Annotated in this window: 20 protein-coding genes and 1 riboswitch; of the genes, 15 read left to right on the top strand and 5 right to left on the bottom strand. The window is 70.3% G+C overall.

Annotated features, from left to right (window positions below; all coding sequences use genetic code 11):
* The first annotated feature begins 18 nt into the window (after window positions 1-18).
* On the top strand, window positions 19-720 hold the full coding sequence (locus AC5RWG_RS08305) for an SDR family oxidoreductase (RefSeq protein ID WP_494000785.1): 702 nt from the start codon (window positions 19-21) through the stop codon (window positions 718-720).
* Here the strand turns inward: AC5RWG_RS08305 and AC5RWG_RS08300 are convergent.
* On the bottom strand, window positions 686-1,876 hold the full coding sequence (locus tag AC5RWG_RS08300) for a glycosyltransferase family 9 protein (RefSeq protein ID WP_494000784.1): 1,191 nt from the start codon (window positions 1,874-1,876) through the stop codon (window positions 686-688). The genes AC5RWG_RS08305 and AC5RWG_RS08300 overlap by 35 nt on opposite strands.
* Before the next feature lie 386 nt (window positions 1,877-2,262).
* On the opposite strand from AC5RWG_RS08300, the gene AC5RWG_RS08295 reads away from it, so the two are divergent.
* From AC5RWG_RS08295 to AC5RWG_RS08285, 3 genes are read left to right on the top strand one after another with little or no spacing between them, the layout of a single operon-like run.
* Window positions 2,263-3,660, top strand: coding sequence for an aldehyde dehydrogenase family protein (locus AC5RWG_RS08295; protein ID WP_494166749.1), 1,398 nt, complete (start codon window positions 2,263-2,265; stop codon window positions 3,658-3,660).
* Window positions 3,657-5,201 carry a D-glycero-beta-D-manno-heptose 1-phosphate adenylyltransferase gene (rfaE2, locus tag AC5RWG_RS08290; protein ID WP_494000782.1) on the top strand — a complete coding sequence of 515 codons (1,545 nt, stop codon included), beginning with the start codon at window positions 3,657-3,659 and terminating at the stop codon, window positions 5,199-5,201. Before AC5RWG_RS08295 ends, rfaE2 begins: the two co-directional genes overlap by 4 nt.
* Window positions 5,198-6,055, top strand: a complete 858-nt coding sequence (locus tag AC5RWG_RS08285; protein WP_494000781.1) for a glycosyltransferase family 2 protein — start codon at window positions 5,198-5,200, stop codon at window positions 6,053-6,055. Before rfaE2 ends, AC5RWG_RS08285 begins: the two co-directional genes overlap by 4 nt.
* 12 nt (window positions 6,056-6,067) lie before the next feature.
* Here AC5RWG_RS08285 and AC5RWG_RS08280 read toward each other — a convergent pair whose 3' ends face one another.
* On the bottom strand, window positions 6,068-6,391 hold the full coding sequence (locus AC5RWG_RS08280) for a hypothetical protein (RefSeq protein ID WP_494000780.1): 324 nt from the start codon (window positions 6,389-6,391) through the stop codon (window positions 6,068-6,070).
* A 327-nt stretch (window positions 6,392-6,718) separates the two neighbouring features.
* Here AC5RWG_RS08280 and AC5RWG_RS08275 point away from each other — a divergent pair, with 327 nt between their 5' ends.
* Both AC5RWG_RS08275 and AC5RWG_RS08270 read left to right on the top strand, forming a co-directional pair.
* A complete protein-coding gene (locus AC5RWG_RS08275; RefSeq protein ID WP_494000779.1) occupies window positions 6,719-7,903 on the top strand; it encodes a TerC family protein in 1,185 nt (394 codons plus the stop codon).
* Window positions 7,904-8,068: 165 nt separating this feature from the next.
* Window positions 8,069-9,226 carry a baeRF2 domain-containing protein gene (locus AC5RWG_RS08270; protein WP_494166748.1) on the top strand — a complete coding sequence of 386 codons (1,158 nt, stop codon included), beginning with the start codon at window positions 8,069-8,071 and terminating at the stop codon, window positions 9,224-9,226.
* 41 nt (window positions 9,227-9,267) lie between these two features.
* Here AC5RWG_RS08270 and AC5RWG_RS08265 read toward each other — a convergent pair whose 3' ends face one another.
* Together AC5RWG_RS08265 and AC5RWG_RS08260 are read right to left on the bottom strand one after the other, a co-directional pair.
* The gene (locus AC5RWG_RS08265) at window positions 9,268-11,157 is read right to left on the bottom strand and encodes a glycogen debranching N-terminal domain-containing protein (protein WP_494166747.1); all 1,890 of its coding nucleotides are present in this window, start codon (window positions 11,155-11,157) and stop codon (window positions 9,268-9,270) included.
* Between the two features lie 130 nt (window positions 11,158-11,287).
* The gene (locus AC5RWG_RS08260; RefSeq protein WP_494000776.1) at window positions 11,288-11,524 is read right to left on the bottom strand and encodes a hypothetical protein; all 237 of its coding nucleotides are present in this window, start codon (window positions 11,522-11,524) and stop codon (window positions 11,288-11,290) included.
* A 149-nt stretch (window positions 11,525-11,673) separates the two neighbouring features.
* On the opposite strand from AC5RWG_RS08260, the gene AC5RWG_RS08255 reads away from it, so the two are divergent.
* The 7 genes from AC5RWG_RS08255 (at window position 11,674) to AC5RWG_RS08225 (ending at window position 21,624) form a co-directional block, all read left to right on the top strand.
* Window positions 11,674-12,318 (top strand): GntR family transcriptional regulator, encoded by a 645-nt coding sequence (locus AC5RWG_RS08255; protein ID WP_494166746.1) that lies wholly within the window; start codon window positions 11,674-11,676, stop codon window positions 12,316-12,318.
* Window positions 12,319-12,415: 97 nt separating this feature from the next.
* On the top strand, window positions 12,416-13,936 hold the full coding sequence (locus tag AC5RWG_RS08250; RefSeq protein ID WP_494166745.1) for an MFS transporter: 1,521 nt from the start codon (window positions 12,416-12,418) through the stop codon (window positions 13,934-13,936).
* Between the two features lie 36 nt (window positions 13,937-13,972).
* Entirely contained in the window at window positions 13,973-15,022 is a 1,050-nt protein-coding gene (locus AC5RWG_RS08245) for a S66 family peptidase (protein ID WP_494166744.1), read from the top strand.
* Window positions 15,023-15,153: 131 nt separating this feature from the next.
* Window positions 15,154-15,666 (top strand): mycothiol transferase, encoded by a 513-nt coding sequence (locus tag AC5RWG_RS08240; protein ID WP_494012944.1) that lies wholly within the window; start codon window positions 15,154-15,156, stop codon window positions 15,664-15,666.
* Between the two features lie 125 nt (window positions 15,667-15,791).
* A riboswitch (glycine riboswitch) is annotated at window positions 15,792-15,891 on the top strand.
* A gap of 171 nt (window positions 15,892-16,062) precedes the next feature.
* On the top strand, window positions 16,063-18,942 hold the full coding sequence (gene gcvP / locus AC5RWG_RS08235) for an aminomethyl-transferring glycine dehydrogenase (RefSeq protein ID WP_494012943.1): 2,880 nt from the start codon (window positions 16,063-16,065) through the stop codon (window positions 18,940-18,942).
* A gap of 15 nt (window positions 18,943-18,957) precedes the next feature.
* Window positions 18,958-20,109 (top strand): glycine cleavage system aminomethyltransferase GcvT, encoded by a 1,152-nt coding sequence (gene gcvT / locus AC5RWG_RS08230; protein WP_494012942.1) that lies wholly within the window; start codon window positions 18,958-18,960, stop codon window positions 20,107-20,109.
* An 87-nt stretch (window positions 20,110-20,196) separates the two neighbouring features.
* Window positions 20,197-21,624 carry an L-serine ammonia-lyase gene (locus AC5RWG_RS08225; protein WP_494166743.1) on the top strand — a complete coding sequence of 476 codons (1,428 nt, stop codon included), beginning with the start codon at window positions 20,197-20,199 and terminating at the stop codon, window positions 21,622-21,624.
* On the opposite strand, the gene AC5RWG_RS08220 is transcribed toward AC5RWG_RS08225, so the two are convergent.
* Window positions 21,621-22,271 (bottom strand): hypothetical protein, encoded by a 651-nt coding sequence (locus AC5RWG_RS08220; protein ID WP_494012940.1) that lies wholly within the window; start codon window positions 22,269-22,271, stop codon window positions 21,621-21,623. The two genes, AC5RWG_RS08225 and AC5RWG_RS08220, sit on opposite strands and share 4 nt — an antisense overlap.
* A gap of 256 nt (window positions 22,272-22,527) precedes the next feature.
* Between AC5RWG_RS08220 and AC5RWG_RS08215 the strand changes: the two genes are divergently transcribed.
* On the top strand, window positions 22,528-23,874 hold the full coding sequence (locus AC5RWG_RS08215; RefSeq protein ID WP_494166742.1) for an NAD(P)/FAD-dependent oxidoreductase: 1,347 nt from the start codon (window positions 22,528-22,530) through the stop codon (window positions 23,872-23,874).
* A gap of 372 nt (window positions 23,875-24,246) precedes the next feature.
* Window positions 24,247-25,542: an MFS transporter gene (locus AC5RWG_RS08210; protein ID WP_494166741.1), complete on the top strand. Its 1,296-nt coding sequence runs from the start codon at window positions 24,247-24,249 to the stop codon at window positions 25,540-25,542.
* Window positions 25,543-25,624: the final 82 nt, after the last annotated feature.

Genomic DNA, 25,624 nt, shown 5'->3' with positions numbered 1-25,624 from the left:
GAACCTGAGGAGGAAACCATGAGCATTGCCCCAACGAACCCCGGCCGCGTCCTGGTCACCGGCGGAGGCTCCGGCCTGGGAGCCGCCGTCGTGGAGGCGGTCCTCGCCGCCGGCGGCACGCCGGTCGTGCTGGACCGTGACGTCAGCCGTGTGGGGCGGGCCAAGAGCATCGAGGTGGACGTCGCCGACCGGGCCGCGGTCGAGGCGGCCGTGCAGCAGGCCGCCGACACCCTCGGCGGGCTGGACGCCGTCGTGACGGCGGCCGGGATCGACCGCTGCGGGCGCCTCGAAGACGTGCCGGCCGAGGAATGGGAGAAGGTCATCGGGGTCAATCTGATGGGCACCGTCTCCGTGGTGCGCGCGGCCCTGCCGCATCTGATGTCCTCCCACGGGCGGGTCATCACGGTCGCCTCGTCGCTGGGGATCAAGGCCGTCTCCGACGCCACCGCCTACTGCGCCTCCAAGTTCGGCGTGGTCGGCTTCAGCCGGGCGCTGGCGGCCGAAACCCGCGGTCAGGTCGGAGTGACCACCATGATTCCGGCCGGCATGAAGACCAGGTTCTTCGACGACCGGACCGAACAGTACAAGCCGCAGGACGACTCCCGGCTCAACGACCCCGAGCGGGTGGCCGATGCCATCATCTTCGCGCTGTCACAGCCGAAGGGCTGCGAGGTGCGCGAGATGGTCATTTGCCACGAAGAAGAAGACTCGTGGCCCTAAGCTCGCGCAGGTCCGCGTAGACATCCTCTGCGCGGACCTGGTCCGTCAGGGAGAATTCGTGGCTGCAGCGTCCGGCGGTCCAGCCCACCTGGGTCAGGTCGGAGCCGCAGGCCGGACACTGCGTCATCCAAGACATGTGGATCCGGTGCAGGGTCCGGCCCAGCGCCCCGGCCATGATCATGTTGCCGGCCCAGTAGATGCCCACCGTGGGCGTTCCCACCGCCTGCGCCAGGTGCCGCGGCCCGCTGTCGTTGCCGACCATCACGTCACTGGCGCGCAGCACGGCGGACAGTTCATCCAGTTCCAGCCGGCCGGCCACGGACTCGATGCTGCCCCCGCCGCCGGCACCGGACGCCCCGCGGGCCAGGCCCACAACCTCCTCGGCCAGCGCCACGTCGGACTGATCGCCAACCACCAGGACCTGGCATCCGTCGTCGGCCGCCCATGCGGCCACCTGGGCGAACTCCGACGCCGGCCACCGCCGCCGCGGGTCCGTGGCGCCCGGGTGGATGGTCACCAGCGACGGCCGGCCTTCCTCGAGGAGCCCGGCCAGCAATGCCTCTTCATCGGCGAGGGGCTGCAGTTCCGGCTGCAGCGCGGCCGGAGCCGCGCCGGCCAGGCCCACCACCTCCAGCGCGCGCAACACCTCGTGCTGGTAGTACAGGTAGGGGATGGTCCGCTCGAGCGCGGCCGCGTCCGGGGTCCGGGTGCCCACCGTGTGCCGTGCGCCCAGTTCCAGCAGGAACGGGTTTGAGTTCCGGCCGCCGCCGTGCAGCTGCACGGCCAGGTCGAACTGCTCGCCGCGCATCAGCTGGTGGAACCGGGCGATGGCCTGCGGATCCTCCGGCCCCGGGCGAACCCCGTGCGCGAACGGCAGCGGTTCCACCCGGTGCACCGGGCCCGGCCGGCCGCGGAACAGGGCGGCATGGGCCTCCGTGCCCAGCAGGGTCACGCTGGCCTCGGGATAGGCGGCAGCCAGCGACTCGAGTGCCGGAACCGAAAAAAGCACGTCGCCCAGCCCTCCGCCCCGGAGCACCGCAATCTTCCGCACCCCCTCGAAGGGCTCCAACACCGGCCCAATGCCCCGGCCATGCCGGGCCTCGGTACTGAGCCTCTGGCCACCGAAAGCGGCGCCGCCTGTGGGAGAACCAGCCATCTCCACCTCCTGGATTAACGTTCCGCCTGCGGCGCAGCCACCCGGCGCGGGGGTGCCGTGCCTGCCGCAACCCCCTGGGCCCGCCCCCGCGGGCCCCTCGTGAACTTCACCCTAAGGTGCATTCGAGCCGCTGGCCAGAGCCGGAACCGGGACCGGAGGCAGGAACCGGCCCGCAGGAACCGCCCGCACCGGGCGTCCTGAAACCGGCAGCGTGTCTGAAACCGGCGGCGTGTCTGAAACCGCGCGATGGGGGGTAGGGAACCAGTACCACGCATTGTTGCCGGTGTTGCGTGCCCGCGACGGGCACTGCACCGCCGCCGCGTGACAGTGGACTTTGGCCAGACACCAATGGGCAGGCCCAGGCCGCCTTGGAGGGGAGGAGCAATATGACCACCGATTCCGATACCGCCCGGGACCTTGCCTTACTGGAGGTGCACGACCCGCGGGACGGCAGCCTGGTGGGCGTGCTGGAGGAAACAAGCTCCGACGAGGTGCGGGCCGCCGTCGCCGCCGCCAAGGCGGCCCAAGCAGGCTGGGCAGCCACCGACGCTGCCGCCCGCGGCGAACTGCTGGAAGCGGCCGCGGCGGCCTTGCAGGAGCACTCGCAGGAGCTGGCCGCGATGAACGCGCGGGAGACCGGTCGGCCGGAACATGAAGCCCTGGAGGGCGTGCTGGCCGGGGCCGGAACCCTGCGCCAGTACGCCCAGCTGGGCCCGGTGCACCGCGGCCGAAGCCTGCGCGGCGGTTCGCTTGCCGCCGACTACACCGTGAACGAACCACGGGGCGTGGCCGTAGTGCTCACGCCTTGGAACGATCCGGTGGCGGTGGCCGCCGGGCTGCTGGGTGCCGCGCTGGCGACGGGAAACACGGTGTTGCACAAGCCAAGCGAACGCTGCCCGCATCTGGGTGAGCTGCTCGGCCGGATTCTCTCGGAGGTGCTGCCGCCGCAGGTCATGACCACGCTGACCGGCGGCCCGGCGGTCGGGGCGGCGCTGGCCGGCCACCCGGATGTCGATGTGATCGCGCACGTCGGATCGAGCCTCACCGGCGCGAGGATTGCCCGGGCCGCGGCGCTCACCGGCGCCCATGTCATCCGCGAGAACGGCGGAAACGATCCGCTGATCGTTGACGCCGGCGTGGATCCGGCGTGGGCGGCGGAGCAGGCGGCCATCGGGGCGTTCGCCAACAGCGGCCAGATTTGCACGTCGGTGGAACGCATCTATGTGCACCGCGACGTCGCGGGCCCGTTCTGTGAGGCGCTCGCCGCAGAGGCCCGCAAACGCAACGACGGCGGGGCGATGGCGCCGCTGGTGGACCGCAGGCTCCGGGACAGCGTCAACGCCCAGGTGGCCGAGGCGCTCGCGCTAGGGGCGACGGCTGCCGAGGGCGGCTCGGTGCCAGAGGGGCCGGGCGCCCATTATCCGGCCACCGTCCTGCTGGACTGCACGGACCGCATGACCGTGATGCAGGAGGAGACCTTCGGCCCGGTGGCGCCGGTCCGGGTGGTGGACAGCTTTGACGACGGGCTTCAATTGGCGGCGGAGGGCCGGTACGGCCTGGCCGCCACGGTGCTGACCGCGGACCTGGAGCATGCGCACCGGGCCGTTGCCGCGCTCCAGGTGGGCACGGTCAAGGTCAACGCCGTCTTCGGGGGCGCCCCGGGCGGCTCCGCCCAGCCCCGCCGGGACAGCGGCGATGGCTTCGGCTACGGCCCCGAACTGCTGGACGAGTTCTGTGCGGTGAAGGTGGTCCACGTGGGCCTGCCCGGCGGGGTGCGGCCATGAGCACGCCCCTGTCGGACGTTTCCGGGCTGGCCGGTTGGCTGCCGTCCCGGCTGGCGGAGGCCGCCCCGCGGGTCACCGTGGTCGGTGACGTGATGCTGGACGGCTGGTTCAGCGGCCGGATCGAACGGTTCTGCCGGGAAGCCCCGGCCCCGGTAGTGGATATGACCAGGCGGGAGTACGCGCCGGGCGGCGCCGCCAACACGGCCATGAACCTCGCCGCACTCGGCGCCCGGGTGCGCATTCTCGGCCTGGTCGGCGGGGACGACGCCGGGCGACGGCTCGCTGCCCTCCTGCAGGGTGCGGGGGTGGACATTTCGGGGCTGGTGGAACACGAAGACGTCCTGACCACCACCAAGTACCGCATCATCGGCGGCGACCAGATCATGCTGCGGCTGGACGAGCGCACGGAGCGGGTGCCGGAAGCGGCGCAGGAGCGGCTGGCCGCAGCAGTTCCGGACGCGCTCGCCGGCAGCGACGCCGTGGTGGTCTGCGACTACGGTTCCGGCGCGTTGGGCGGTGCCGTGCGCAGCGTGCTGGCCCGTCACCGCGGCGGCCGGCTGTTGGTGGTCGACGCCCACGACCCGCGGCCCTGGTCGGAGGTTGCGCCGGACCTGGTCACGCCGAATGCCGCCGAAGCTGCCGCGCTGCTGGGCGTGACGCTGGATCCCGACACGGACCGGGCGGCCGCCATAGCCGATCACGCCGGGGAACTGCTGGAGGCGACCGGGGCGGGCGCCGCCGTCGTCACCCTGGACAAGGACGGCTCCTTCCTGCTCACCCCCGACGGCGGGACTCACCGCACGTGGGCCACCCCGGTCACCGAGAAGCAGGCTTCGGGCGCCGGCGACACCTACGTGGCCTGCCTGACCCTGGCGCGGGCCGCGGGGCTGCAGCTGAGCACCAGCCTGGACCTGGCCCAGGCCGCCGCGGACGTCGTGGTGCGCCGGCGCGGCACGTCGGTCTGCAGCACCACCGACCTCGCCTCGCACCTGGGCACCTTCTCCGATGCGGCCCTGGATGCGGAGGCGCTCGGGCAGGCGATCGCCGCCGAGCGGGCCTCGGGCAAGCGCATTGTGCTGACGAACGGGTGTTTCGACGTGTTGCACCGCGGCCACACCCGCTACCTGAACCAAGCCAAGCAACTGGGCGACGTGTTGGTCGTGGCGCTGAACAGCGACGCATCTGCCCGGCGGCTGAAGGGGCCGGACCGGCCGATCAACCCGGCCGCCGACCGGGCCGGCATCATCGCCGCGCTCAGCTGCGTGGACTACGTGACCGTGTTCGACACGGACACGCCCATCCCGCTGATCGAAGCGATCCGGCCCGACATCTACGCCAAGGGCGGGGACTACTCTCCGGAGATGCTCGAGGAAACGGCGGTGGTGGAAGCCTGCGGCGGCGAGGTCTGCATCCTGGACTATGTGTCCGACCACTCCACCACGGCGGTGGTCCGCCGGATCCGCGGCTCGGCGCCCCCGGCGGAAACAGGTCCCGCCCCGGCCGCGGGAGCGAATCCGGCCTCGGGACTTGATTCGGCGTGAGCCGCAGGAGTTCAGCCAGCTGGGCCCTCGCTCCACCGGAAACAGGGCCGGAGCTGGACGTGTTGGTGCCCAGCTATGGCCGGGAAGCGGAGCTGGCGGTGACGCTCGCCGGGTTGGCGGCGCAGGACGGCCCGGAGTTCTCGGTCATCGTCAGCGACCAGACCGACGGCGCCCCCGCCTGGGAGCACCCGGCCGCCGGGGCGATGATCCGGGTGCTGGAAGCCCAGGGGCGCCCGGTCCGGCTGGAGCGGAATCTGCCCCGGCGCGGGCTGGCCGAGCAGCGCGACTTCCTGCTCCGGCTTGCCACGGCTGAACTCGTGCTGTTCCTGGACAACGACGTGTGGCTGGAACCGGGCATGCTGGTCCGGATGACGGCGGCCATTCGGGAGGCGGGCTGCGGATTTATCGGTGCAGCGGTGCAGGGCATGTCCTACCTGGACGACGTGCGGCCGGGGGAGCAGGAACCCTTCGAACTGTGGGACGGCCCGGTGCGGCCCGAGCGCATCCGCCGCGAGGACCACCGGTTCGGCCGCTGGCAGCTGCATAACGCGGCAAACCTGACGCATATCGCCGCCGGGTTGGGCATTCCGGACGGTGGCTGGCGGCTGTACAAGATCGCGTGGGCCGGCGGCTGCGTGCTGTACCGTCGGAGCGCGCTGCTGGAGTGCGGCGGGTTCGGATTCTGGCAGGAACTGCCGCCGGCCCACGCCGGGGAAGACGTGGTGGCGCAGCTGAGGGTCATGGAACGCTACGGCGGTGCCGGCATCCTGCCCTCCGGCGCCGTCCACCTGGAATCGCCCACCACGGTCACCGATCGCTCCACGGAAGCCGCGGACGTGGTGCTGCGGGATTAGCCCCGGCGCAACCTATCCCGCTTCCTGCCACCCGCCGCCGACCGTGTAGCTGGCGACCAGCGTGCCCGCCCCGGGCTGCATCGAGTCGTCGGGATCGTCGTAGAGCTGCGCCGCGTCCGCCTTGCTGTTGGACAGGATGGACTCCGCCGCTTCCTTGGCCTCGGCCAGCGAGGCCCCGAACACCTCGCTGCGGGCAGGCAACTGGTCGGTGCGGACGATTTCCGCATCGGTTTCGCTGAGCGGGACCGTATAGCCGCGGTGCTCGTCGCTGACCGGGAACTCGAAGCTTTCCCCGTCCGGCGCGGCCGGAATGGTGTACTCCAGGTAATAGGACATGGCGGTGCTCCTTTCGGCGCTGTCGGCCGCCGGTCAATCACGGCGGCGGCCCGGGCCCCCAGCCTGTCACAGCCGAAATGCGGTGCATAGGCCGCAGGAGTCCAACCCCCTCCGGCGGGGCGTTCCCGTCCCAGCCGCCCCGGATTCGCCCGCGGCCGGTTAGCCGTGCAGCGTCGTCGTCGTTAGACTGGCAGTTGCGTAAGGGAGTATCCAGATGCGCTGCAGCCGTCAACACGTAGGGCGCCGACGCCCGGCCGGTTGCAGTGGCCGGCCGTGCCGGAGGAGAGACTTGCGGGCTCACCGCTACCCGCTTACGGAAGGAAACCCATGAGCGTTTCTCCCCTGATTTGGGGCATCACGATCGCCGTGATCCTCGCGTTGCTCGCCTTCGACTATTTCTTCCACATCCGCAAGGCGCACGTGCCCTCGCTGAAGGAAGCGGCCATCTGGTCCGCCTTGTACGTGGGCATCGCCATCGTCTTCGGGATCCTGGTGCTGATTTACGGCGGCGTGGACATGGGCTCCGAGTACTTCGCGGGCTACATCACCGAGAAGGCGCTGTCGGTGGACAACCTGTTTGTCTTCCTCATCATCATCGCCAGTTTCAAGGTGCCGCGCGAAGACCAGCAGAAAGTGTTGCTGTTCGGCATTGTGTTCTCGCTGATCGCCCGCACCGGGTTCATCTTCCTGGGCGCGGCGCTGATCAACACGTTCGCCTGGGTGTTCTACGCCTTCGGCCTGATCCTGATCATCACGGCGGGCAACCTGCTCAAGCCCGGACACGACGGCGGCGAGGCGGACAACTTCATCATCCGGCTGGCCAAGCGCTTCTTCCACACCACGGATTACTACGACGGCGACAAGCTGTTCACCGTCAAGGACGGCAAAAAGGCGATGACGCCGATGCTGCTGGTCATGGTGGCCATCGGCGGCACGGACATCCTGTTCGCCCTCGACTCCATTCCCGCGATCTTCGGCCTGACGCAAAACGTCTTCATCGTCTTCACCGCCACCGCATTCTCGCTGATGGGCCTGCGCCAGCTGTACTTCCTGATCGACGGCCTGCTGGACCGGCTGATCTACCTGTCCTACGGCCTCGCAGCAATCCTGGCCTTCATCGGCGTGAAGCTGATCCTGCACGCACTGCACGAGAACAACCTGCCCTTCGTCAATGACGGCAACCCGGTTCCCGTGGTCGAGATCACCACCGGACTTTCGCTCACCGTCATCATCGGCATCCTTGTGGTCACCGTCGTCGCCTCGCTGCTGAGCAAGGCCGGCAAGGCACAGAACGCCATCAACAACGCACGCCGGCACGCGGTCAACTACATGGATCTCTCCTACACCGCTGACCCGGCAGAACGTGAACGCATTTACCGGCTGCTGGTGGAAGAAGAGCGCCAGATCGTGCAAATGGATCCGAAGTACCGCAACAAGGCCAAGGACGTGGACATCATCCGCGAACAAGTGGCCGAGGCCCACCGCCAACACGCGGAATACCAGCGGAGCTAACCGCCCGGGCCGGTCGGACAAACGTCGGCTGACCGGCCCGGCGCACTGATTCGCCGGGCCGGTCGGGACAGGACCGGCCCCCCTTCAAGGGCAAAACGTCCGGTGCTACCGTGAGTCTACTGATCAAGAAAACCCGCAGTTCCAATAGCAGGGAAGGTGATCACCATGACCGAGCAGGTCAACACGACCCACGCAGCCAACAAAAGGTACGCCGAGCTGTACAAGAAGCCGGGACCCTGGATCACGGTCTACGTGGACGCCAGCACGGGGACCGTGGACTCCCTGCGGGCAGGCGATGTGCTGCCGGACAGGCTGCGGGAATCGCTCGGGAAGCAGGGCGCCGCGAAAGCGGACATCGAGGCCGTGATCGACGCCGTTTCGCCGGCCACCGGCGTTCCGTCCCCGGTCTCCCGCTTCGTCCTGGTGCGCGGCGGTGAGGCCGAAATCAACGAGGTGCTCCCGGGCGAAATGTCCGGCCCTGAGGTGGTTCACACCGGCCCGATTCCGGACCTGGTGCCCCTGTTAAAGGCCTGCGGCGACGACTTCCCGTACGTGGTGGCCGAAGTGGGCCGGGACGGCGGCGAGGTCCACCTGCAGTACGCTCGCCGGAACGGCGTGGTGGAAACGAGGACGGTGGAGGGCGAGCGGGAGAACCTGACCAAGGTTCCCGGCGGCGGCTGGTCCCAGGGCCGCTATCAGCACCGCACCGAGGAAATCTGGCGCAAGAATGCCGATGAAATCGCCGCCGAGATCGACCGCGTGGTGCAGGCCAGCAAGGCGCGGCTGCTGATTGTGGCCGGCGATATACGGGCCCGGGAACTGGTGGTCGACCAGCTTTCCGAAGCCAGCCGGGCGATCGAAGTCACCATCGAGTCGCACACCCGCACAGGCGGCGCGGACAAGGACGCGCTCCGTGCCGAAATAGCCGCCCGGGTGGCCCATGTGTGGACGGAACAGCGCAAAGCCATCCTCGACCGCCTGGCCAACCAAACCGGGCAGGCCCATCCGGAGTGGACGGCGGGCCTGGGCGAGTGCGTCCGGGCCCTGCAGCAGGCGCAGGTCGGCACGCTGCTCATGAACGACGACGCCCTCGCCGATCACAACGTGCATGCCCTGACGGCCGAACCGTGGATCGCTACGGCGGGGGAGCAAGCCGTCAATGGCGACCTGCTGGCCAAGGTGCCTGCCCCGGCGGCGCTGGTCCGGGCAGCGGCGCTGACCGACGCGCGGGTGACCATGGTCCCCGAAGGAGCCCTGCCGGGAGGCAAGAGCATAGCGGCGCTGCTGCGCTGGCCCACCGGCCCCGACGTGCCGCGCGGCTAAGGTCCTTCGGCGGGCCGGCGGGCCAGCGGGCAGCCGGGCGGCTAGACGGCCGAGGCGCTGAATCCGCCCAGTGCCAGCGCCACGGGCACCGCGGCGGCGGCTGCCCCGGCGTGCGGCCGGCAGGCGGACGGATACGGCAGCGCCGGCCGGACCTCCACCGCGGCCTGCCCGCTGAAGAGTTCCGGCAACCGGTAGCCGAATCCCTCGGCCGCGTCGAGCAGTCCTGCCGCCAGCTGTGCGGCCTGTTCCTGGAAGCCGGTGCGCAGCAGCCCCATCACAATCCACGCGGTCTCCTGCGTCCAGACCGCCCCCGAGCGGCGGCGGGTGGGCCAGAACCCGGGGTTCGCCGTCGACAGGGTGCGGACGCCGTAGCCGGAGAACAAGGTCCGGTCCATCAGCCGCGCGGCCACCGTCCGGGTCTCCTCGGGGTTCAGCAGCCCCGTGCCCAGCAGGTGTCCCATGCCGGACCCGACCCCGTCCACCCGCTGCTTCCGTTCGTCGAGTGCCATCGCCGGGTACGGGCCGGCGTCGTCGGCGCACCAGAACCGGCTGCGGAAGTTCTCCGCCAGCCGCGACGCGTAGTCGCGCCACTCGGCGCCGGCGTTCATTTCGCCGAAGTAGTCGAGCAGCACGGCCGCGGCACGGGCCGCCTCATAGGCGTAGGCCTGGAGTTCGGCCGAGGCGACCGTTCCGGTGGCCGGCCTGCCGTCCAGATAGTGGTAGGCGGCCCGCGTGTCGCCGGACCCCTGGTGTCCCGGACCCTGCAGGGCGGGAACCGGCGTCTCCAGGAAGCCGTCGCCGTCGGGGTCGCCGTCGATGCGCAGCCAGTCCAGCGCGGCCTCCAAATGGGGCAGCAGGTCCCGGACGGCATCCTCCGGCATCCCCGAGTGCCAGGCGTCGTGCAGCAGCACGATCCACAGCAGCGTGGCGTCGGGCGACCCGTACAGGACCGGGGGCAGTTGCCGGACCACGGCGTCCGCGGGCATCGACAGGCGGCGCTGCCGCACCTCCTGGACCATCAGGCCGGGCTGTTCGCCCGATTCCGCCGACTCGGCCGTGCCCTGCCAGGCTGCCACTGCCCGCAGCGTCCCTTCCGCTACCGCGGCGTCGACCGGCAGCAGCAGCCTGGCGGCAACCAGCGCCTCCCGGCCGTACAGCGTCAGGAACCATGGGGCCCCCGCGGCCAGGAAGACGTCGCCGGGGGCTTGGCGCCCGGCCATCCGCAGGCTGTTAAGGTCGGTCATGGAGCGGCTCATCAGTCGTTGGAGCCGGGGATCCCCGGCCAGCGACGGCGTGCGCAGCGGGGGCGCGGCCGCGCCGGTCAGGGGAGCCTCGGCATCGTCAAGCTCCAGGCTCCAGGACAGGACGACGACGGCGCCCGGCTTGAGCAGTTCCGTCCACTCCAGCCGGACCAAGCTGCCGTCGAAACTGACCCGGGCGCCTTCGGCCGTCAGCGCGGCGCGTGTCTTGTCCCGCCAGCTCCAGATGGCGCCGCCGGGGGCCACCGAGCCGGCCTCGCCCGCGGCCCCGGCCCGCACCTGCTCCAAGGGAATGGCATCGGCCACCAGGTCGACGCGGACCTGGAGTTCCAACTCGTCCTCGAGGGCCGACGTGAACGTCAGCGCCTCGGCCAGCCGGCCGCCTTCTGCCGCCCGCGAGCGGTTCAGGGTGATCAGCGGATCGGCCCCGTCCTCGGCGGTCCGGATGAAGGAGAAGAAGTCGGCGCGCCCGGCCGAGCGCGACTGGGTGGAGATCCACTCCGGTTCCTGCCCGTTCACCGCCAGCAGGCACCGGGCCAGCACCCGGTCGTCCCCGCAGTAGACACCTTGGGCCCCGGTACCCCGGATCTGCCCGTGGGGCTCGCTCCAGGCTTGGACGGGTGCCGCAAATACTCCCGTGAGATCGTGCAGGTACGGCTGGCGGTAGACCATGGAATCATCTTGGCAGCATCGGCTGCGCGGGAACAATCTTCGGCAGGCCGGACACCGGCAGGCTGGACACCCGGCCGGCCGGACACCGGCAGGCTGGACACCCGGCCGGCCGGACACCGGACGGATGGATTCAGGCGACGGTGCCGGAGGCGTCCCGCCCGCCGGGTGTCCAGGACAGGTGGATCAGGACCCCGTCCGTCGTCTCTTCGATCACCAAGCGCAGCTCGTCGCCGTAGAGCTCCCGGGGCCCGGAAGGGCCGCTTTCGCTTTGCTGGACCAGATCGACCAACGCGGCCGCCATCGCCCGCCCCCAGTCTTGGTGGTTCTTGCTGTTGGCGGTTGCGGTGGCGGTATAGGTGGCGTTCATTCTGCGCACGTCCTGACTGCACGTTTAGAACCTGCCGCACGACGCTGTGCCGCAGGTCCCATCAGAGTAGCCAGCACCAGTGACCCCGATCTACCTTTTCGCGTACATTACTCGTATGTGACGTCGGTCATACGCGGCAGGGGGTCATGATGAGGGGCAGCGGTCCCGGGGGAGCGGGCCGCGACGAAGCGGTCCGCAGGCTGCGGGAGGACATCCTGGCGGGCGGTTTGGAGCCGGGCTCCAGGGTGACCGTTGCCGGGCTCGCCGGCCGCATCGGTGCGGAGGAAGCCTTGGTGCGCGACGCCGTCGGCGATCTCACGCAAGAAGGCCTGATCGAGGCCACCGGGCACGAACACCGGATCGCCAATCCCGGTCCCCAGCAGGCCATCCAACTCCTGGATGTGATGGGCGTGGTGCTGGTGGCGCTGTTCGAGCGGGCAGCCCCGCGGCTGTCGCCTCAGGAGATCGACACCATGGCCACGATGGCGGAGGACCTGCGGGCGGCGACCGACCGGGAGGACATCCTGGGCGCCTACCGCGCCGCCGGCAGCCTGGTAACCGTCATCCTGGGGGCCGCGGATCACCAGGAACTGAGGGCCGTGAACATGCACGTCCTCGACCGCTCGCTGGCCCGGTTGCACCTGTTCCAACACGCCCTCGCCTATCCTCTCTGGGCCGACGGCTGGCGCGAGACCGTGCAGTACCTCCAGCGGGGCCAGCATGAGGCGGCGGTGGAGCGGCTGCGCCAAACATTCTGGATCCTCGCCGAAGGGCTGGGCCAGGAGGGTTCCTAGCCCGCCTGCCGGGCAGCCGGGCCGCGACGGGATAAAGTGATTCCCGGCCGGTTTTGATCCCGGCCGCCCGCCCGGCCTTTCGACCCATGGACCACGCTTGCCCTCGCCCGCACAACTGACCGCCGACGCCCCACCGAGCCCGGATTCCCCACCGCCTCAGGGTGCCAGCCCCGCCCCGCGGCGGCCTGCCCCGTTTGCCGGCCGGCTGACCGTGCTCGTCGGCGTCCTGCTGCTGGCGCTCAGCCTGCGGCTGGCCGTCTCCGGCGTGTCGCCGGTGCTGGCGGATATTGCCGCGGATCTGCCGTTCGGCACGGCCTCCGCCGGTGTGCTGGGCATGCTGCCCACCGCCGCCTTCGCCGCTGCCGGGTTCGCAGTTCCGTTGCTGATGCGCCGGATCGGCATGGAAGCACTGCTGCTCGTGGCACTGGGCATGGCCGCCGTCGGCCAACTGGGCCGTGCGCTGGCCTCCGACGTGCCGGCGTTCCTGGTCCTGTCCGGCCTCACCATGGTTGGCTACGGGATCGGCAACATTTTGCTGCCGCCGCTGGTGAAGCGCTATTTCCCGGACCGGATCGGCCTCATCACCGCGCTTTACGTGACCTTGCTGGCGGCCAGTACGGCGCTCAGCCCGCTGCTTGCCGTGCCGCTTGAGCAGGCTGCCGGCTGGCGGTTCTCGATCGGAGTGTGGGCGGCCGTGAGCGCGGCCGCCCTCGTGCCGTGGCTGATGACCGCGTGGACGGAACATTGGCGCCGCCGCACCGCGCGCCTGGTGCTGCAGCCCTACCGGCCCGGCGGCTTGGACATCCTCCCGCCGGATGAGGGCAGCGCCCGGCAGCCGGCCGGTTCCGGGCCTGCCGTGAGTCTCGGTACGGGAGTCGGCCCCGGTGCTGCCGGCCCCGGCGCTGCCGGCCCCGGGGCGGTGACCGTCCCCGGGCCTGCGGCCGGCCCCGCAGGAGCCGACGGGCCGCCCGTTGCGGAAGCCTCGGAGCCCGCAGCGGGAGCTGAGGCCGGTTCCGTCGGGACGACGTCGGTCCGTGTCTGGCGCTCGTCGGTCGCCTGGGGCCTGGCTCTGGTGTTCGCCGGGACCTTGTCGAACACGTTTGCCATGTTCACGTGGTTGCCGCCGTTGCTGGTGGACAGCGGGATGCTGCCCCCGACGGCGGGCACCATGCTGGCCTACTACGCCATCCTGGGCCTGCCCACCAGTCTGTTGGTGCCGCTGATCGCGGGGCGGCTGCGCAATCCCCTGGGCCTGGGCCTGCTGTTCATCGGCTTTTACACGGCCGGATACGCCGGGCTGCTGCTGTCACCCTCGTTCGGCACCTGGTTGTGGATCACCCTGGCGGGGCTCGGCCAGGGCACCTTTGCGCTGGGCCTGCTGCTGGTGAACCTCAGGACCCGCACCACGGCCGGCGCGGGGCTGCTCTCCGGGTTCGCGCAAGGCATCGGCTACACGGTCGCCTGCGCCGGCCCGCTGATGTTCGGACTGCTGCGCGAGGCCAGCGGCGGCTGGGGTGCTTCCTTCGGCCTGCTGGGCGGTGCCTTGCTCATCCTGGCGGTGGGCCTGGTCATCGTGGGCCGGCCCCGCTATCTGGAGGATTCGGCCCGGGATGGATAGCGGCCGCTGAGGCACAGCGCGTGGTTGGATGGGGAAATGCCGAGCCATGCCCTTGTGTCCCCGCCCAAGCTTGAGCCCGGTGACCGGGTCGCGATTCTCTCCCCGTCCTTTGCTGCCCCCGGGTTCGCGCCGGATGTCCACGAGCAGGCGATGCGTCGACTCAGCGCCGAAACGGGACTGGTCCCTGTGGAATACCCGACGACCCGGAAGCTTGGCGCTTCCGCCGCGGAACGCGCCGCGGATCTGCACGCCGCTTTGTCCGACCCGGCCATCCGGGCCATCCTCGCGACCATCGGCGGCGACGACCAGGTAGCCCTCATTCCCCATCTGGACGCCGGTCTCGCCGCCGCGAACCCCAAGATCTTCATGGGCTACAGCGACAACACGAACCTCTTGAACTGGCTGTGGTCGGTCGGGATAGCAGGCTACTACGGGGGCTCGACCCAGGTGCACCTCGGAGCCGGGCCGCACATTGACGACCAGCACCTCGCGTCGCTGAAGGCAGCGCTCTTTAAGGGCGGTGAGCTGGAGATTGTTGACCCAGGCGAGTCCGAGGACTTCGGGCCGGACTGGCTGACGCCACAAGCCCTTGTCAACTTCGGTGAACGGGAACCCACGCAGCCGTGGACGTGGGCGGGGCCCGAGCGGGAAGCGACCGGCCGCACCTGGGGCGGGTGCCTGGAAGTCATCGATCAGCTGGCCATGGCCGATCGGCTGCCGCCCCTGGTAGCCCTCGAGGGGTCGATCCTGATTGTTGAAACCAGTGAGGAGTTGCCTCCGGCAGCGTGGGTCAAGAGATGGGTCCGGGCATTGGGGGAACGGGGCGTCCTCTCGGCGGTGGAAGGAGTGCTCGTCGCCCGGCCTCCGGTGAGCAGTCACGATACCGTCCCGCCAGCGGAGGAGCGTGCCCGGCTCCGCGCCGCGCAACGCGATGCAGTCCTCGCCGAGATAAAGCGCTACAACGACCACGCCGTCGTCTGCATCGGAGTCCCGTTCGGCCATACCCGTCCGCAATGGATCGTGCCCTACGGCGGGACAATGCGGCTCAATGGCCGGGATCGAACCATCACGGCCGATTACAGTTGACCGCTGAGGCAGGCGGTCCGGGCGACGGATGCGCGGCTGCGTGAGCGTCCCCGCGCCTGCGGGCAGGCACGCATTCCTCGCCGTGGCCCCGGCCGGTAAGCTGGCGCCACAGTCGACCGGCGGGAGGCGCCATGAAGTTCAACGACCTGCTCGCAGATGCCTACGGCAGGATCCAGGAGCGCGTCCACTCCGTGCTGGACGGGCTGGACGCCGGACAACTGGCCGCCCGGCCCGGCGGTGACAGCAACTCGATTGCCTGGCTTATCTGGCATCTCACGCGCATCCAGGACGACCATATTGCCGATGTCGCCGGCACGGACCAGTACTGGCTGACCGGCTGGGCGGAGCGGTTCGACCTGCCGCTGCCCCGGAAGGACCATGGCTACGGCCACACGTCGCAGCAGGTGGCGGCCGTCCGGGTCGAATCGGCCGACCTGCTGCGCGGCTACTACGACGACGTCCATGCCGGCACCCTGGAGTATCTGGCCGGACTGAGCGAGGATGACCTGGACCGGATCGTGGACACCCGGTGGGACCCGCACGTCAGCCTGGGGGTGCGGCTGGTCAGCGTCCTGGACGACTGCCTGGAGCACGTCGGACAGGCCGCCTACGTGAAGGGCATGCTCTCGCGCACCGATGCCTAGCGGCGGCCACGCGGGTTCCGGCGCCCCCGCGGCGGCCGCAAGCCGCGCCGTCGGGCGTCGCCGCCTTGTTGCGCGCCAGCCGCTGGACTACCATTCAAGGAGTCAGTACAACTGCATACAGCCTTCGACATGCGGCGGGAGAGTCCTGCTGGGTACCAGTCAGCAGGCGCCGTAGGAGCAATACCTCCCCAGGAATCTCTCAGGCCCCTGTACCGCCGCGAAGAGGCAACTCTGGAAAGCAGCCGGACCGTTCAGGACCGGCTCACCGACGGTGCAAGCAGGAGGCGGCCCCTTGGGCCACAGCCTGCGGAATCTCTCAGGTTCAGTCACAGAGTGGGGAGGAACCCTTCACTACCGGCATGGTCAGCCCAGCCGGGGATAACTGGAGTTCCTCACATGACGGCTAAGTCCACCAGCGCTACCCGGCCCGGCAGCGCCTCCTTCACCGACCGACACATCGGTCCGCGCCGGAACGACGCGGAAACCATGCTCAAGCAGTTGGGCTACGGCAGCATCGACGAGCTGGTGGACGCGGCCGTGCCCGCCGACATCCGCCAGCAGGAACCGCTGGCGCTGCCCGCCGCCCGCAGCGAGTCCCAGGTCCTGGGGGACCTGCGCGCCCTCGCCGCGAAGAACGTGACGGCCGTGCAGATGATCGGCCAGGGCTACTACGACACCATCACGCCGCCGGTGATCCGCCGCAACGTGGTGGAAGACCCGGCCTGGTACACCGCCTACACCCCGTACCAGCCGGAAATTTCGCAGGGCCGGCTGGAGGCGCTGCTGAACTTCCAGACCATGGTCCAGGACCTCACCGCGCTGCCGATCGCCAACGCCTCCCTGCTGGACGAAGCCACCGCAGTGGCCGAAGCCGTGCTGTTGATGCGCCGGTCCAACAAGTCCAAGTCCGCCGGCAAGACCGTGCTGGACGCGGACCTGCTGCCGCAGACCATCGCCGTCGTCAAGGGCCGGGCCGAGGCGCTGGACTTTGACGTAGAGGTTGCCGACCTCTCCGCCGGCCTGCCGGACGGCGACATCTCGGGCATCGTGCTGCAGCAGCCGGGAGCCTCCGGCCGGGTGTTTGACCAGGCTCCGGTCATCGCGCAGGCCAAGGAGCGCGGCGCCTTGGTCACCGTGGCCGCCGACCTGCTGGCGCTGACCCTGATCACGCCGCCGGGCGAGCAGGGCGCGGACATCGCCGTCGGCAACACCCAGCGTTTTGGCGTGCCGCTCTTCTTCGGCGGCCCGCACGCCGCCTACATGGCCGTCCGCAAGGGGCTGGAGCGTTCCTTGCCCGGCCGCCTGGTGGGGGTCTCGAAGGACGACGCCGGCCGCCCCGCCTACCGCCTGGCGCTGCAGACCCGCGAGCAGCACATCCGCCGCGAGAAGGCCACCTCCAACATCTGCACCGCGCAGGCACTGCTGGCCGTCGTGGCCAGCATGTACGCCGTCTACCACGGCCCCGAGGGCCTGAAGGCGATCGCGCAGCACGCCAATGAGGCCGCCCGCACGCTGGCAGGCGTGCTCACCGGCGCCGGGTATGCGCTGGCGGCAGACCGGTTCTTCGACACCCTCACGGTGAAGGCTCCGGGCAAGGCCGCCGAGATCGCCGCCGCCGCCGAGGCCAAGGGCGTGAACCTGCGCCGCATCGACGCCGACCACGTCGGCATTTCCGCCGATGAAACGACGACGGCGGAGCACCTCGCCCTGGTCGCGGAGGCCTTCGGCGTGGAGGACGCCGCCGGCAAGACCGCCGAAACGGCCGGGAACGCCGGCTTCGAGCTGCCGGAGGAGCTGCTGCGCAGCTCCTCCTACCTGGACCATCCGGTGTTCCACAGCCATCGCTCCGAGACCCAGATGCTGCGCTACCTGCGCCGGCTGTCTGACCGAGACCTGGCCCTGGACCGGACCATGATCCCGCTGGGCTCGTGCACCATGAAGCTGAATGCGACAGCGGAAATGGAGGCGATGACCTGGCCGGAATTCGCGTCCATCCACCCGTTCGCCCCGGCCAGCCAGACCGCCGGCTGGCGCGAGCTGATCACCGATCTGGAGGAACGACTCGCGGCGATCACCGGCTACGCCGGCGTCTCCATCCAGCCCAACGCCGGTTCGCAGGGCGAATACGCCGGCCTGCTCGCCATCCGCCGCTACCACTTGGCCAACGGCGACGACCAGCGCGACGTCTGCCTGATCCCCGCCTCCGCGCACGGCACCAACGCCGCCTCGGCCGTGCTGGCCGGCATGAAGGTTGTCGTGGTCGCCACGGCACCGGACGGCACCATCGACCACGCCGACCTGCGCGCGAAGATCGACCAGAACGCCGACTCGCTTTCGGCCATCATGATCACCTATCCGTCAACGCACGGCGTGTACGACGCCGACGTGCGCGACGTCTGCGAGGCGGTCCATGCCGCCGGCGGGCAGGTGTACATCGACGGGGCCAACCTCAACGCGCTGGTAGGACTCGCGCAGCCGGGCAAGTTCGGCGGCGACGTCTCCCACCTGAACCTGCACAAGACCTTCTGCATCCCGCACGGGGGCGGCGGCCCCGGCGTCGGGCCGGTAGCGGTGGCCGAACACCTGGTGCCGTTCCTGCCGGGCAACGCCGCGCTGGCCGAACACGAAGGCAAGGGCGTGCCCGTCTCGGCCAGCGAGTACGGCTCGGCCGGCGTGCTGCCGATCTCCTGGGCCTACGTGGCCATGATGGGGGCCGAGGGCCTGACCGAGGCAACGAAGAGCGCCCTGCTGGCCGCGAACTACGTCGCCGCCCGGCTGAACGAGCACTTCCCGGTGCTCTACACCGGCAACGACGGGCTGGTCGCGCACGAGTGCATCCTGGACCTGCGCGAACTCACCGCCAAGTCGGGGGTGACCGCCGAGGACGTGGCCAAGCGCCTGATCGACTACGGCTTCCACGCGCCCACCCTGTCCTTCCCCGTGGCCGGCACCCTGATGGTGGAGCCGACCGAGTCCGAGGACCTGACGGAGATTGAGCGGTTTATCGACGCGATGATCGCGATCAAGGGCGAAATCGACCAGGTGATCGCCGGCGACTTCCCGCTCGACGCCAGCCCGCTGCGCCTGGCCCCGCACACCGCCGCCGCCGTGGTCAGCTCCGACTGGGACCGGCCGTACACCCGGGAGCAGGCCGCCTTCCCGGTACCGGGCCTGCAAGTGGACAAATACTTCGCCCCGGTGGGACGGATCGACGGCGCCGGCGGCGACCGCAACCTGATCTGCAGCTGCCCGCCGCCCGAAGCCTTCGAGAACTAGAGAGGTCAGCACCGCATGACTACCGAGACCACCACCATGCCCCGCCACACCGCGCTCTACGAGGAACACGAGCGGCTGGGTGCCTCCTTCACCGACTTCGGCGGCTGGATGATGCCGCTGAAGTACAGCAGCGAACTGGCCGAGCACCGCGCCGTGCGCAACAGCGCCGGCCTGTTCGACCTCTCCCACATGGGCGAAGTTTGGGTCACCGGCCCGGAGGCCGGGAAGTTCCTGGACTACGCACTCGTCGGCAAGCTCTCCGCCGTCACCGAGGGCCGGGCCAAGTATTCGCTGATCTGCAACGCCGACGGCGGCATCATCGATGACCTGATCATCTACCGGCGTCCCGCCGACCAGCACGGGGACCGTTACCTGGTGGTGCCCAATGCCGGCAACGCCCCGACGGTTGCCGCGGAACTCGCCGCACGGGTCGAAGGTTTCGACGCCACGGTGGAGGACGCCACGGCCGAGACCTCGCTGGTGGCAGTGCAGGGACCGAAGTCCGTGGAAATCCTGCTCCAGCTGGTGCCCGCCAACCAGCATGGCACGGTGCGGGACATGAAGTACTACGCGGCCGACGAGGTGGACTTCACGGTGTCCGGGGCGCCGCTGAAGCTGCTGCTGGCCCGGACCGGGTACACCGGCGAGGACGGCTTCGAGATCTACGTCCCGAATACCAACGCGGCCGCGCTCTGGAACGCCCTGCTGGAAGCCGGGCGGGGCGCCGACCTGCTGCCGGCCGGGCTGGCCTGCCGCGACTCGCTTCGGCTGGAGGCGGGCATGCCGCTGTACGGCAACGAGCTCACCCTCGAGACCAGCCCGTTCGACGCCGGCCTGGGCGGCGTGGTGGCGCTGAAGAAGGACGGCGACTTCGTGGGCCGCGGCGCCCTCGAGGCGCAGAAGGAGAAGGGCTCGGCCCGCAAGCTCGTGGGACTCAAGGGGCTTGGCCGGCGCGCCGGCCGCTCCCACTACCCGGTGCTGAAAGACGGCCGGACCATCGGCGAGGTCACCTCCGGCCAGCCCAGCCCCACCCTCGGCTATCCGGTGGCTCTGGCCTACGTGGACGCCGAGTATGCCGAACCCGGGACCAGAGTGGACATCGACCTGCGCGGCAAGCCCGAACCGTTCGAGGTTGTAGGGCTGCCGTTCTACCGGCGGGAGAAGTAGTCCTCACCCGCTTTCAGGGTGCCGCCGTCCCCGCGGCCGCGGGGACGGCGCCGCCGCACCTCTCCACTCAAACAGGAAAGGGATGACATGGCCGTAGGCGTTTTCGACCTTTTCTCCGTAGGCATCGGTCCCTCCAGCTCGCACACGGTCGGCCCGATGCGGGCCGCCTCCGCGTTCGTGCGGGAGGTGGCCGACGCCGGCCTGCTCGACAGGGTTAACGGGCTGCGCGTGGACCTGTACGGCTCCCTCGCCGCCACCGGTCGCGGGCACGGGACGTTCACCGCCGTGCTGCTGGGGCTGGAGGGCTTCGAACCGGAGCACATCCTGCCCGACCAGGTGGAGGAGCGGCTGGCAGACATCGCCGCGTCCGGCCGGCTGCGGCTGGGGGCGGAACTGCCCGGCGCCGCCGCCCGGCCCCTGAACTACGGGGTGCAGGACATGGTGCTGCACCCGCTGACCGTGCTGCCCCGGCACACCAACGGCATGAGGTTCCAGGTGCTGGAATCGAGCGACGACGGCGAGGCACGGATTCTGCACGAAGCCACCTTCTTCTCCGTGGGCGGCGGCTTCATTGTCCGCGGCGGCGAGGAGGAAGCCGCCCGGGAGGAGTTGGAGTCCTCCAAACAGCAGCTGCCCTATCCGTTCCGCACGGCGGCGGGGCTGCTGGAGCACTGCCGCAGCACCGGCCTGGCCATCAGCGACATCATGATGCTCAACGAGGAGGCCTCCCGCCCGCGGGAAGAGATCGAGGCCGGACTCGTGCACATTTACAACGTGATGGAGGAGTGCAAGGACTCGGCCATCCGCCGCGAGGGCGAGCTGCCCGGCGGACTCAACGTCCGCCGTCGGGCCCCCGCCTGGCATGAGCGGCTGCGCAAGGAAGACCCGGACCGGGACCACAAGTACTGGCAGGAATGGGTCAACCTGGTGGCGCTGGCGGTGAACGAGGAGAACGCCTCGGGCGGGCGGGTGGTCACCGCGCCCACCAACGGGGCCGCCGGCATCATCCCCGCCGTGCTGTTCTACGCCACGCACTACGCACCCGGCATGGAACAGGCCAGCCGCGAGGACAAGGAGCAGGTGGTCGTGAAGTTCCTGTTGACCGCCGGTGCCATCGGGGTCCTTTACAAGGAGCAGGCTTCCATCTCCGGCGCCGAGGTCGGCTGCCAGGGCGAAGTCGGCTCAGCCTCGTCGATGGCTGCCGCGGGACTGGCCGAAATCCTCGGCGGAACTCCGGCCCAGGTGGAAAACGCGGCCGAAATCGCGATGGAGCACAACCTGGGGCTCACCTGCGATCCGATCGGCGGGCTGGTGCAGATCCCGTGCATCGAACGGAACGCCATCGGTGCCGCCAAGGCCGTGAACGCGGCCAAGATGGCGCTGATGGGGGACGGCACGCACCGGGTGTCGCTGGACGAGGTCATCATCACGATGCGCGAGACCGGCCGCGACATGAGCGACAAGTACAAGGAAACCGCCACCGGCGGCCTCGCCGTCAACGTCGTGGAGTGCTAGGAGGCCACGTCCTCCAGGTCCTGTCCTGACGGGCGCACGGCCGGCGGGCCCGCGGGACGCCGCGGGGGCATCGGCGGCCGGCGCGGGACGACCGGCTTTCGGGCACCGAGCAGGTCGGCGGACGGGCGTTCGGCGGGCTGCGGCCGGGTAGGTGCGGGCTGCGGCGCACGCGGTGTCCCCGGCCGGTGGCCCGCGACGCCGCGCCACTGTCCGGCACCGGCGCGCAGCCGCCCCGTACCGGACTTGGCGGCAGCGCCAATCCTGCGCGAAGCGGGAGCAATCTTGCCGCCCAACTCCTTGGCACGACCCGCGGCCTCCGCCCATGGCAGGGCGGAGATCGCCGGGCCGGCGGCGCGTGCCGCGGCCGAAAGCCGTTCGGCAGCCCGGCGCCGGCCACCCGCCTCGGGCCGGTTGAGCACCATCAGGATGGCCGCGAGCAAGGCGACCGGGATGGAGACCAACACGGCAACGGCGCCGGCATACATGGCCAGGAAAACCTTGGCGGGGGAATCAAACAGGCCGGTCACGAAGGCCGCGGCTCCCAGCAGCAGCCAGAGCCAGAAAACCATGACGCCGCAGAGCGTGGCGCGGGCCCGGCGGTAGGTGCGGAGCGACCGCCCGCGCACGGTGTGCTTAGCCGCCTCCACGCTTCCTACTCCCCAACGACAGCCCCACGAATAGGGGCACCTGAGCACATTGTAGGCAGCCGCGTGCGCCCGGCGCGCAGGGCACGCCGGGGGAGCGGGCCGGCGAATGCGGCCCTGCCGGAAGCGGGGCCCGACCGAGGGTTCAGCTGCGTCTGGGGCGGTGCTAGTCTGGCCGCAGGCCGGCCCCGCACCTGCCGGCGAAGGATGCACCAGGACCACCGAATCACTGTCGACAAACAGGGAGGAAACCTGGACCATGACCAATTCAGCGACGCCCCACATACTCATCCTGGGCGGCGGCTACGTCGGCCTCTATACTGCCTGGGGAATCCGCAAGCGGCTGGGACCGTCGTCGGCACGGATCACGGTGGTTGAGCCCAACTCCTACATGACGTACCAGCCGCTGCTGCCGGAGGTGGGCGGCGGAGAAATCGAACCGCGGATCGTCACGGTCAACCTCCGCAGCGCGCTGAAGAAGGTGGACATCGTCCGCGGCAAGCTGGTTTCACTGGACGTCCAGGCGAAGAACGCCCGGCTGCTCGAGCTCGGCGGCGACCAATCTTCGGTGGCCTACGACCATGTGGTCTTCGCCGTCGGTGCGGTCACCAGGACCTTCCCCACGCCTGGGCTGGAGCAGCACGGCATCGGGTTCAAGACCGTGGAAGAGGCCATCTACTGCCGTGACAAGGTGCTCGACAACGTGGCGCTGGCCGCCGGCACGAGCGACCCGGAGGAACGGGCCAAGGCACTCACGTTCGTGGTGGTCGGCGGCGGCTATACCGGCGTCGAGGCCCTGACCGAGTTGAGCGACCTGTCCAAGCTCGCCGTGGACGCGCATCCGGAGCTGGACCGTTCGCAGCTGCGCTGGGTGCTGGTCGAGGCGCTGGACCGGGTGGCCCCCGAGGTCGGGCCGAATCTCTCGGAGTGGACCCTGGACCAACTGCGCCAGCGCGGCATCGACGTGCGGCTGAACACCACCATGCCGTCCTGCGAGGACTCGGTGGCCGAGCTCAGTACCGGCGAGCGCATCCCGGCCGGTCTCATCATCTGGACGGCCGGCATGAAGCCCAACCCGGTGCTGGACGACACGAACGTGCCGCGCGGCCCGAAGGGACACGTGAACGCCAACGCCCGGCTGCAGGTCATCGACGATGCCGGCCAGGTAGTGCACGGCGCATGGGCCGCCGGCGACTGTGCCCAGGTACCCGATCTGGAAGCGGAGAAGCAGCCGGCCTACTGCCCGCCGAACGCCCAGCATGCGGTCCGCCAGGCCAAGCTGCTCGCCCAAAACGTGGTCAACGCCGTGCAAGGCCGGCCGCCGGCCGAGTACCGGCACAAATCGCTGGGCACGGTCGCGACCTACGGCGTCGGCCGGGGCGCCGCGAAGATCTTCGGCTACGAGCTAAAGGGCAAGCCCGCCTGGTACGCCGCCATGGGCTACCACGCCTTGGCGCTGCCCACCTGGATCCATAAGTGGCGCCTGCTGGCAGGCTGGAGCCCGCTGGTGTTCGGCGGCCGGGACATCACATCGATGGGCGCGACCCAGCACCCGCGCCGCGCCTTCGTGGAGGCACACGCCGGCACGCAGAAGGGCCGGACGTAGGCCCCCGGGCAAGCAGGCGGGCCCCGGGCAAGCAGGCGGGCCCCGGGCAAGCAGGCGGGCCCCGCGCAAGAAGACAGGGTGTGGGGCAGGCCGCCAGCAGGGCGCTGGCCCGGGCTGCCGGCTGAGTTGGTGCCGGGTCGCCGCCGGTGGCTCCGCGACTGCCCGCCGGCGGTGCGGAAGCCCCCTGCCCGCGCCCTCCCGCGTCCGTCCTGGCACCACGAGGGCGGCCGAGTCCAGCCGGCGCCGTCAAACGTGAGCCAACTCTCCATTGTTACGGCGGGAGACCCTTCTGCTGCGAAGCCTGCCGCCGGAAGTTCGGCGCGGGGAGTAGCCTGCTGGACGGAGCCCGACCCGGGCAGCGAGGAGAGCAGTATGTCCAAACACCCCAGTGGCGCACTGCTTTTCGTCCTGACCTGCGCCATGGGCGTCGGCCCGCTGCTGAACTACGGCCTGAGCACCGTCAGCCCGCTGGTCATTGACGACCTGGGCATCAGCGAGGGCCAATTCGGCCTGCTGGCCACGGCCATTTTCGCCAGCGCCGCGGTCTCCAGCATGTGGCTGGGCAAACTCAGCGACTGGATTTCCAGCCGCGCCCAGCTGATCCTGATCTTCGCCGGCACGGCGGTGGCCCTGGTGGTCGCCGCGCTGTCCCACCACTATCTGGTCCTGGTGATTGCCGCGCTGCTGGCCGGCCCCGCGCAGGCCATTTCCAACCCGACCACGAACCGGATCATCATGACCCAGGTTCCGGCGCCCAAGCGCCCGGGCTGGATCGGGGTCAAGCAGTCCGGCGTTCAGGGCAGCCAGCTGTTCTCGGGCTTGTTCTTCCCCGTCGCCGCGCTCTGGGCCGGCTGGCAAGGCGCCACTGCCCTGGCGGCCGTCGTCGCCGTCGGGCTGCTGCTCTACGGCCTGCGCCAACTCCCGGAACGGGGCACCGAAACGACGGCGGCGAAGGGGCCTCGCGCCCACGCGGCGCCTTCCGCCACCCCGGCGGCCGATGCCCCGGCCGCACCTGGCGCAAGCGCCCCGACCGCCCCGCCGGGCCGCACGAAGCAAACCGAGGGCGCCGGCGCGCCGGCCCGGTTCCCGCTCTCGGTCTGGCTGTTCGCCGGCTACGCACTGCTGTCCGGCCTGGGCATGCAGGCCACCAACGTCTATCTGCCGCTGTTCACGGTCCGGGAACTGGACTTCAGCCTGGTCATGGGCGGCGTGGCAGCCGGCGTCTCCGGCGTCGTCGGGGTGACCTCCCGGGTGCTGTGGGGGCGGCGCATGGCCAAGGGCGTGCGGGCCTCCACGCTGCTCATCCTGCTCGGCATCGGGGCGCTCGGCGGAGCGGGGGCGTTCCTGGCCGCGGGGTCGCTCGGAATCCCGGCGTTGCTCTGGGTGGGCGTCGTCCTGCACGGGGCCACCGTGTTGGGCACCAACGTGGTGGTGATCGCCGGGGTGATGCGCGTGGTTCCGGCCGAACGGGTCGGAGCAGCCTCCGGGATTGTCTCGATGGGGATGTATGCCGGTTTCGCCGCCGGTCCGCTGCTCATGGGCCTGTTGCTCGAGGCCACCGGCAGCTTCGATACCGGCTGGCTGCTGGTGGGCGCCGGATACCTGCTGTGCTCGGGGCTGGCCGTCGCCCTCCGCGCCTACGGCAACCGCGCCGGCGTCGTGCGCTGACCTGCCTGGCCCGACCGGTCCGGGGCAGGGCCGGCGAGCCGCCTCGGGTAGCTTGGTGAATGGTTAGATTTGTAGTTGCAGG

The sequence above is a fragment of the Arthrobacter sp. Y3221160 genome, assembly GCF_059092585.1.
The sequence above is the reverse complement of the archived record's forward strand: the minus strand, read 5'-3'. Positions and strand labels throughout refer to the sequence as shown.

Bases quoted from the DNA above. Each gene is read 5' to 3' on its own strand.
- gcvP (WP_494012943.1), top strand. From the start codon at position 16,063: ATGACGGCTAAGTCCACCAGCGCTACCCGGCCCGGCAGCGCCTCCTTC.
- AC5RWG_RS08210 (WP_494166741.1), top strand. From the start codon at position 24,247: ATGTCCAAACACCCCAGTGGCGCACTGCTTTTCGTCCTGACCTGCGCC.
- AC5RWG_RS08225 (WP_494166743.1), top strand. From the start codon at position 20,197: ATGGCCGTAGGCGTTTTCGACCTTTTCTCCGTAGGCATCGGTCCCTCC.
- AC5RWG_RS08280 (WP_494000780.1), bottom strand. From the start codon at position 6,391: ATGTCCTATTACCTGGAGTACACCATTCCGGCCGCGCCGGACGGGGAA.
- AC5RWG_RS08260 (WP_494000776.1), bottom strand. From the start codon at position 11,524: ATGAACGCCACCTATACCGCCACCGCAACCGCCAACAGCAAGAACCAC.
- AC5RWG_RS08295 (WP_494166749.1), top strand. From the start codon at position 2,263: ATGACCACCGATTCCGATACCGCCCGGGACCTTGCCTTACTGGAGGTG.
- AC5RWG_RS08305 (WP_494000785.1), top strand. From the start codon at position 19: ATGAGCATTGCCCCAACGAACCCCGGCCGCGTCCTGGTCACCGGCGGA.
- AC5RWG_RS08255 (WP_494166746.1), top strand. From the start codon at position 11,674: ATGAGGGGCAGCGGTCCCGGGGGAGCGGGCCGCGACGAAGCGGTCCGC.
- AC5RWG_RS08300 (WP_494000784.1), bottom strand. From the start codon at position 1,876: ATGGCTGGTTCTCCCACAGGCGGCGCCGCTTTCGGTGGCCAGAGGCTC.
- gcvT (WP_494012942.1), top strand. From the start codon at position 18,958: ATGACTACCGAGACCACCACCATGCCCCGCCACACCGCGCTCTACGAG.
- rfaE2 (WP_494000782.1), top strand. From the start codon at position 3,657: ATGAGCACGCCCCTGTCGGACGTTTCCGGGCTGGCCGGTTGGCTGCCG.
- AC5RWG_RS08215 (WP_494166742.1), top strand. From the start codon at position 22,528: ATGACCAATTCAGCGACGCCCCACATACTCATCCTGGGCGGCGGCTAC.
- AC5RWG_RS08265 (WP_494166747.1), bottom strand. From the start codon at position 11,157: ATGGTCTACCGCCAGCCGTACCTGCACGATCTCACGGGAGTATTTGCG.
- AC5RWG_RS08240 (WP_494012944.1), top strand. From the start codon at position 15,154: ATGAAGTTCAACGACCTGCTCGCAGATGCCTACGGCAGGATCCAGGAG.
- AC5RWG_RS08245 (WP_494166744.1), top strand. From the start codon at position 13,973: ATGCCGAGCCATGCCCTTGTGTCCCCGCCCAAGCTTGAGCCCGGTGAC.
- AC5RWG_RS08275 (WP_494000779.1), top strand. From the start codon at position 6,719: ATGAGCGTTTCTCCCCTGATTTGGGGCATCACGATCGCCGTGATCCTC.
- AC5RWG_RS08270 (WP_494166748.1), top strand. From the start codon at position 8,069: ATGACCGAGCAGGTCAACACGACCCACGCAGCCAACAAAAGGTACGCC.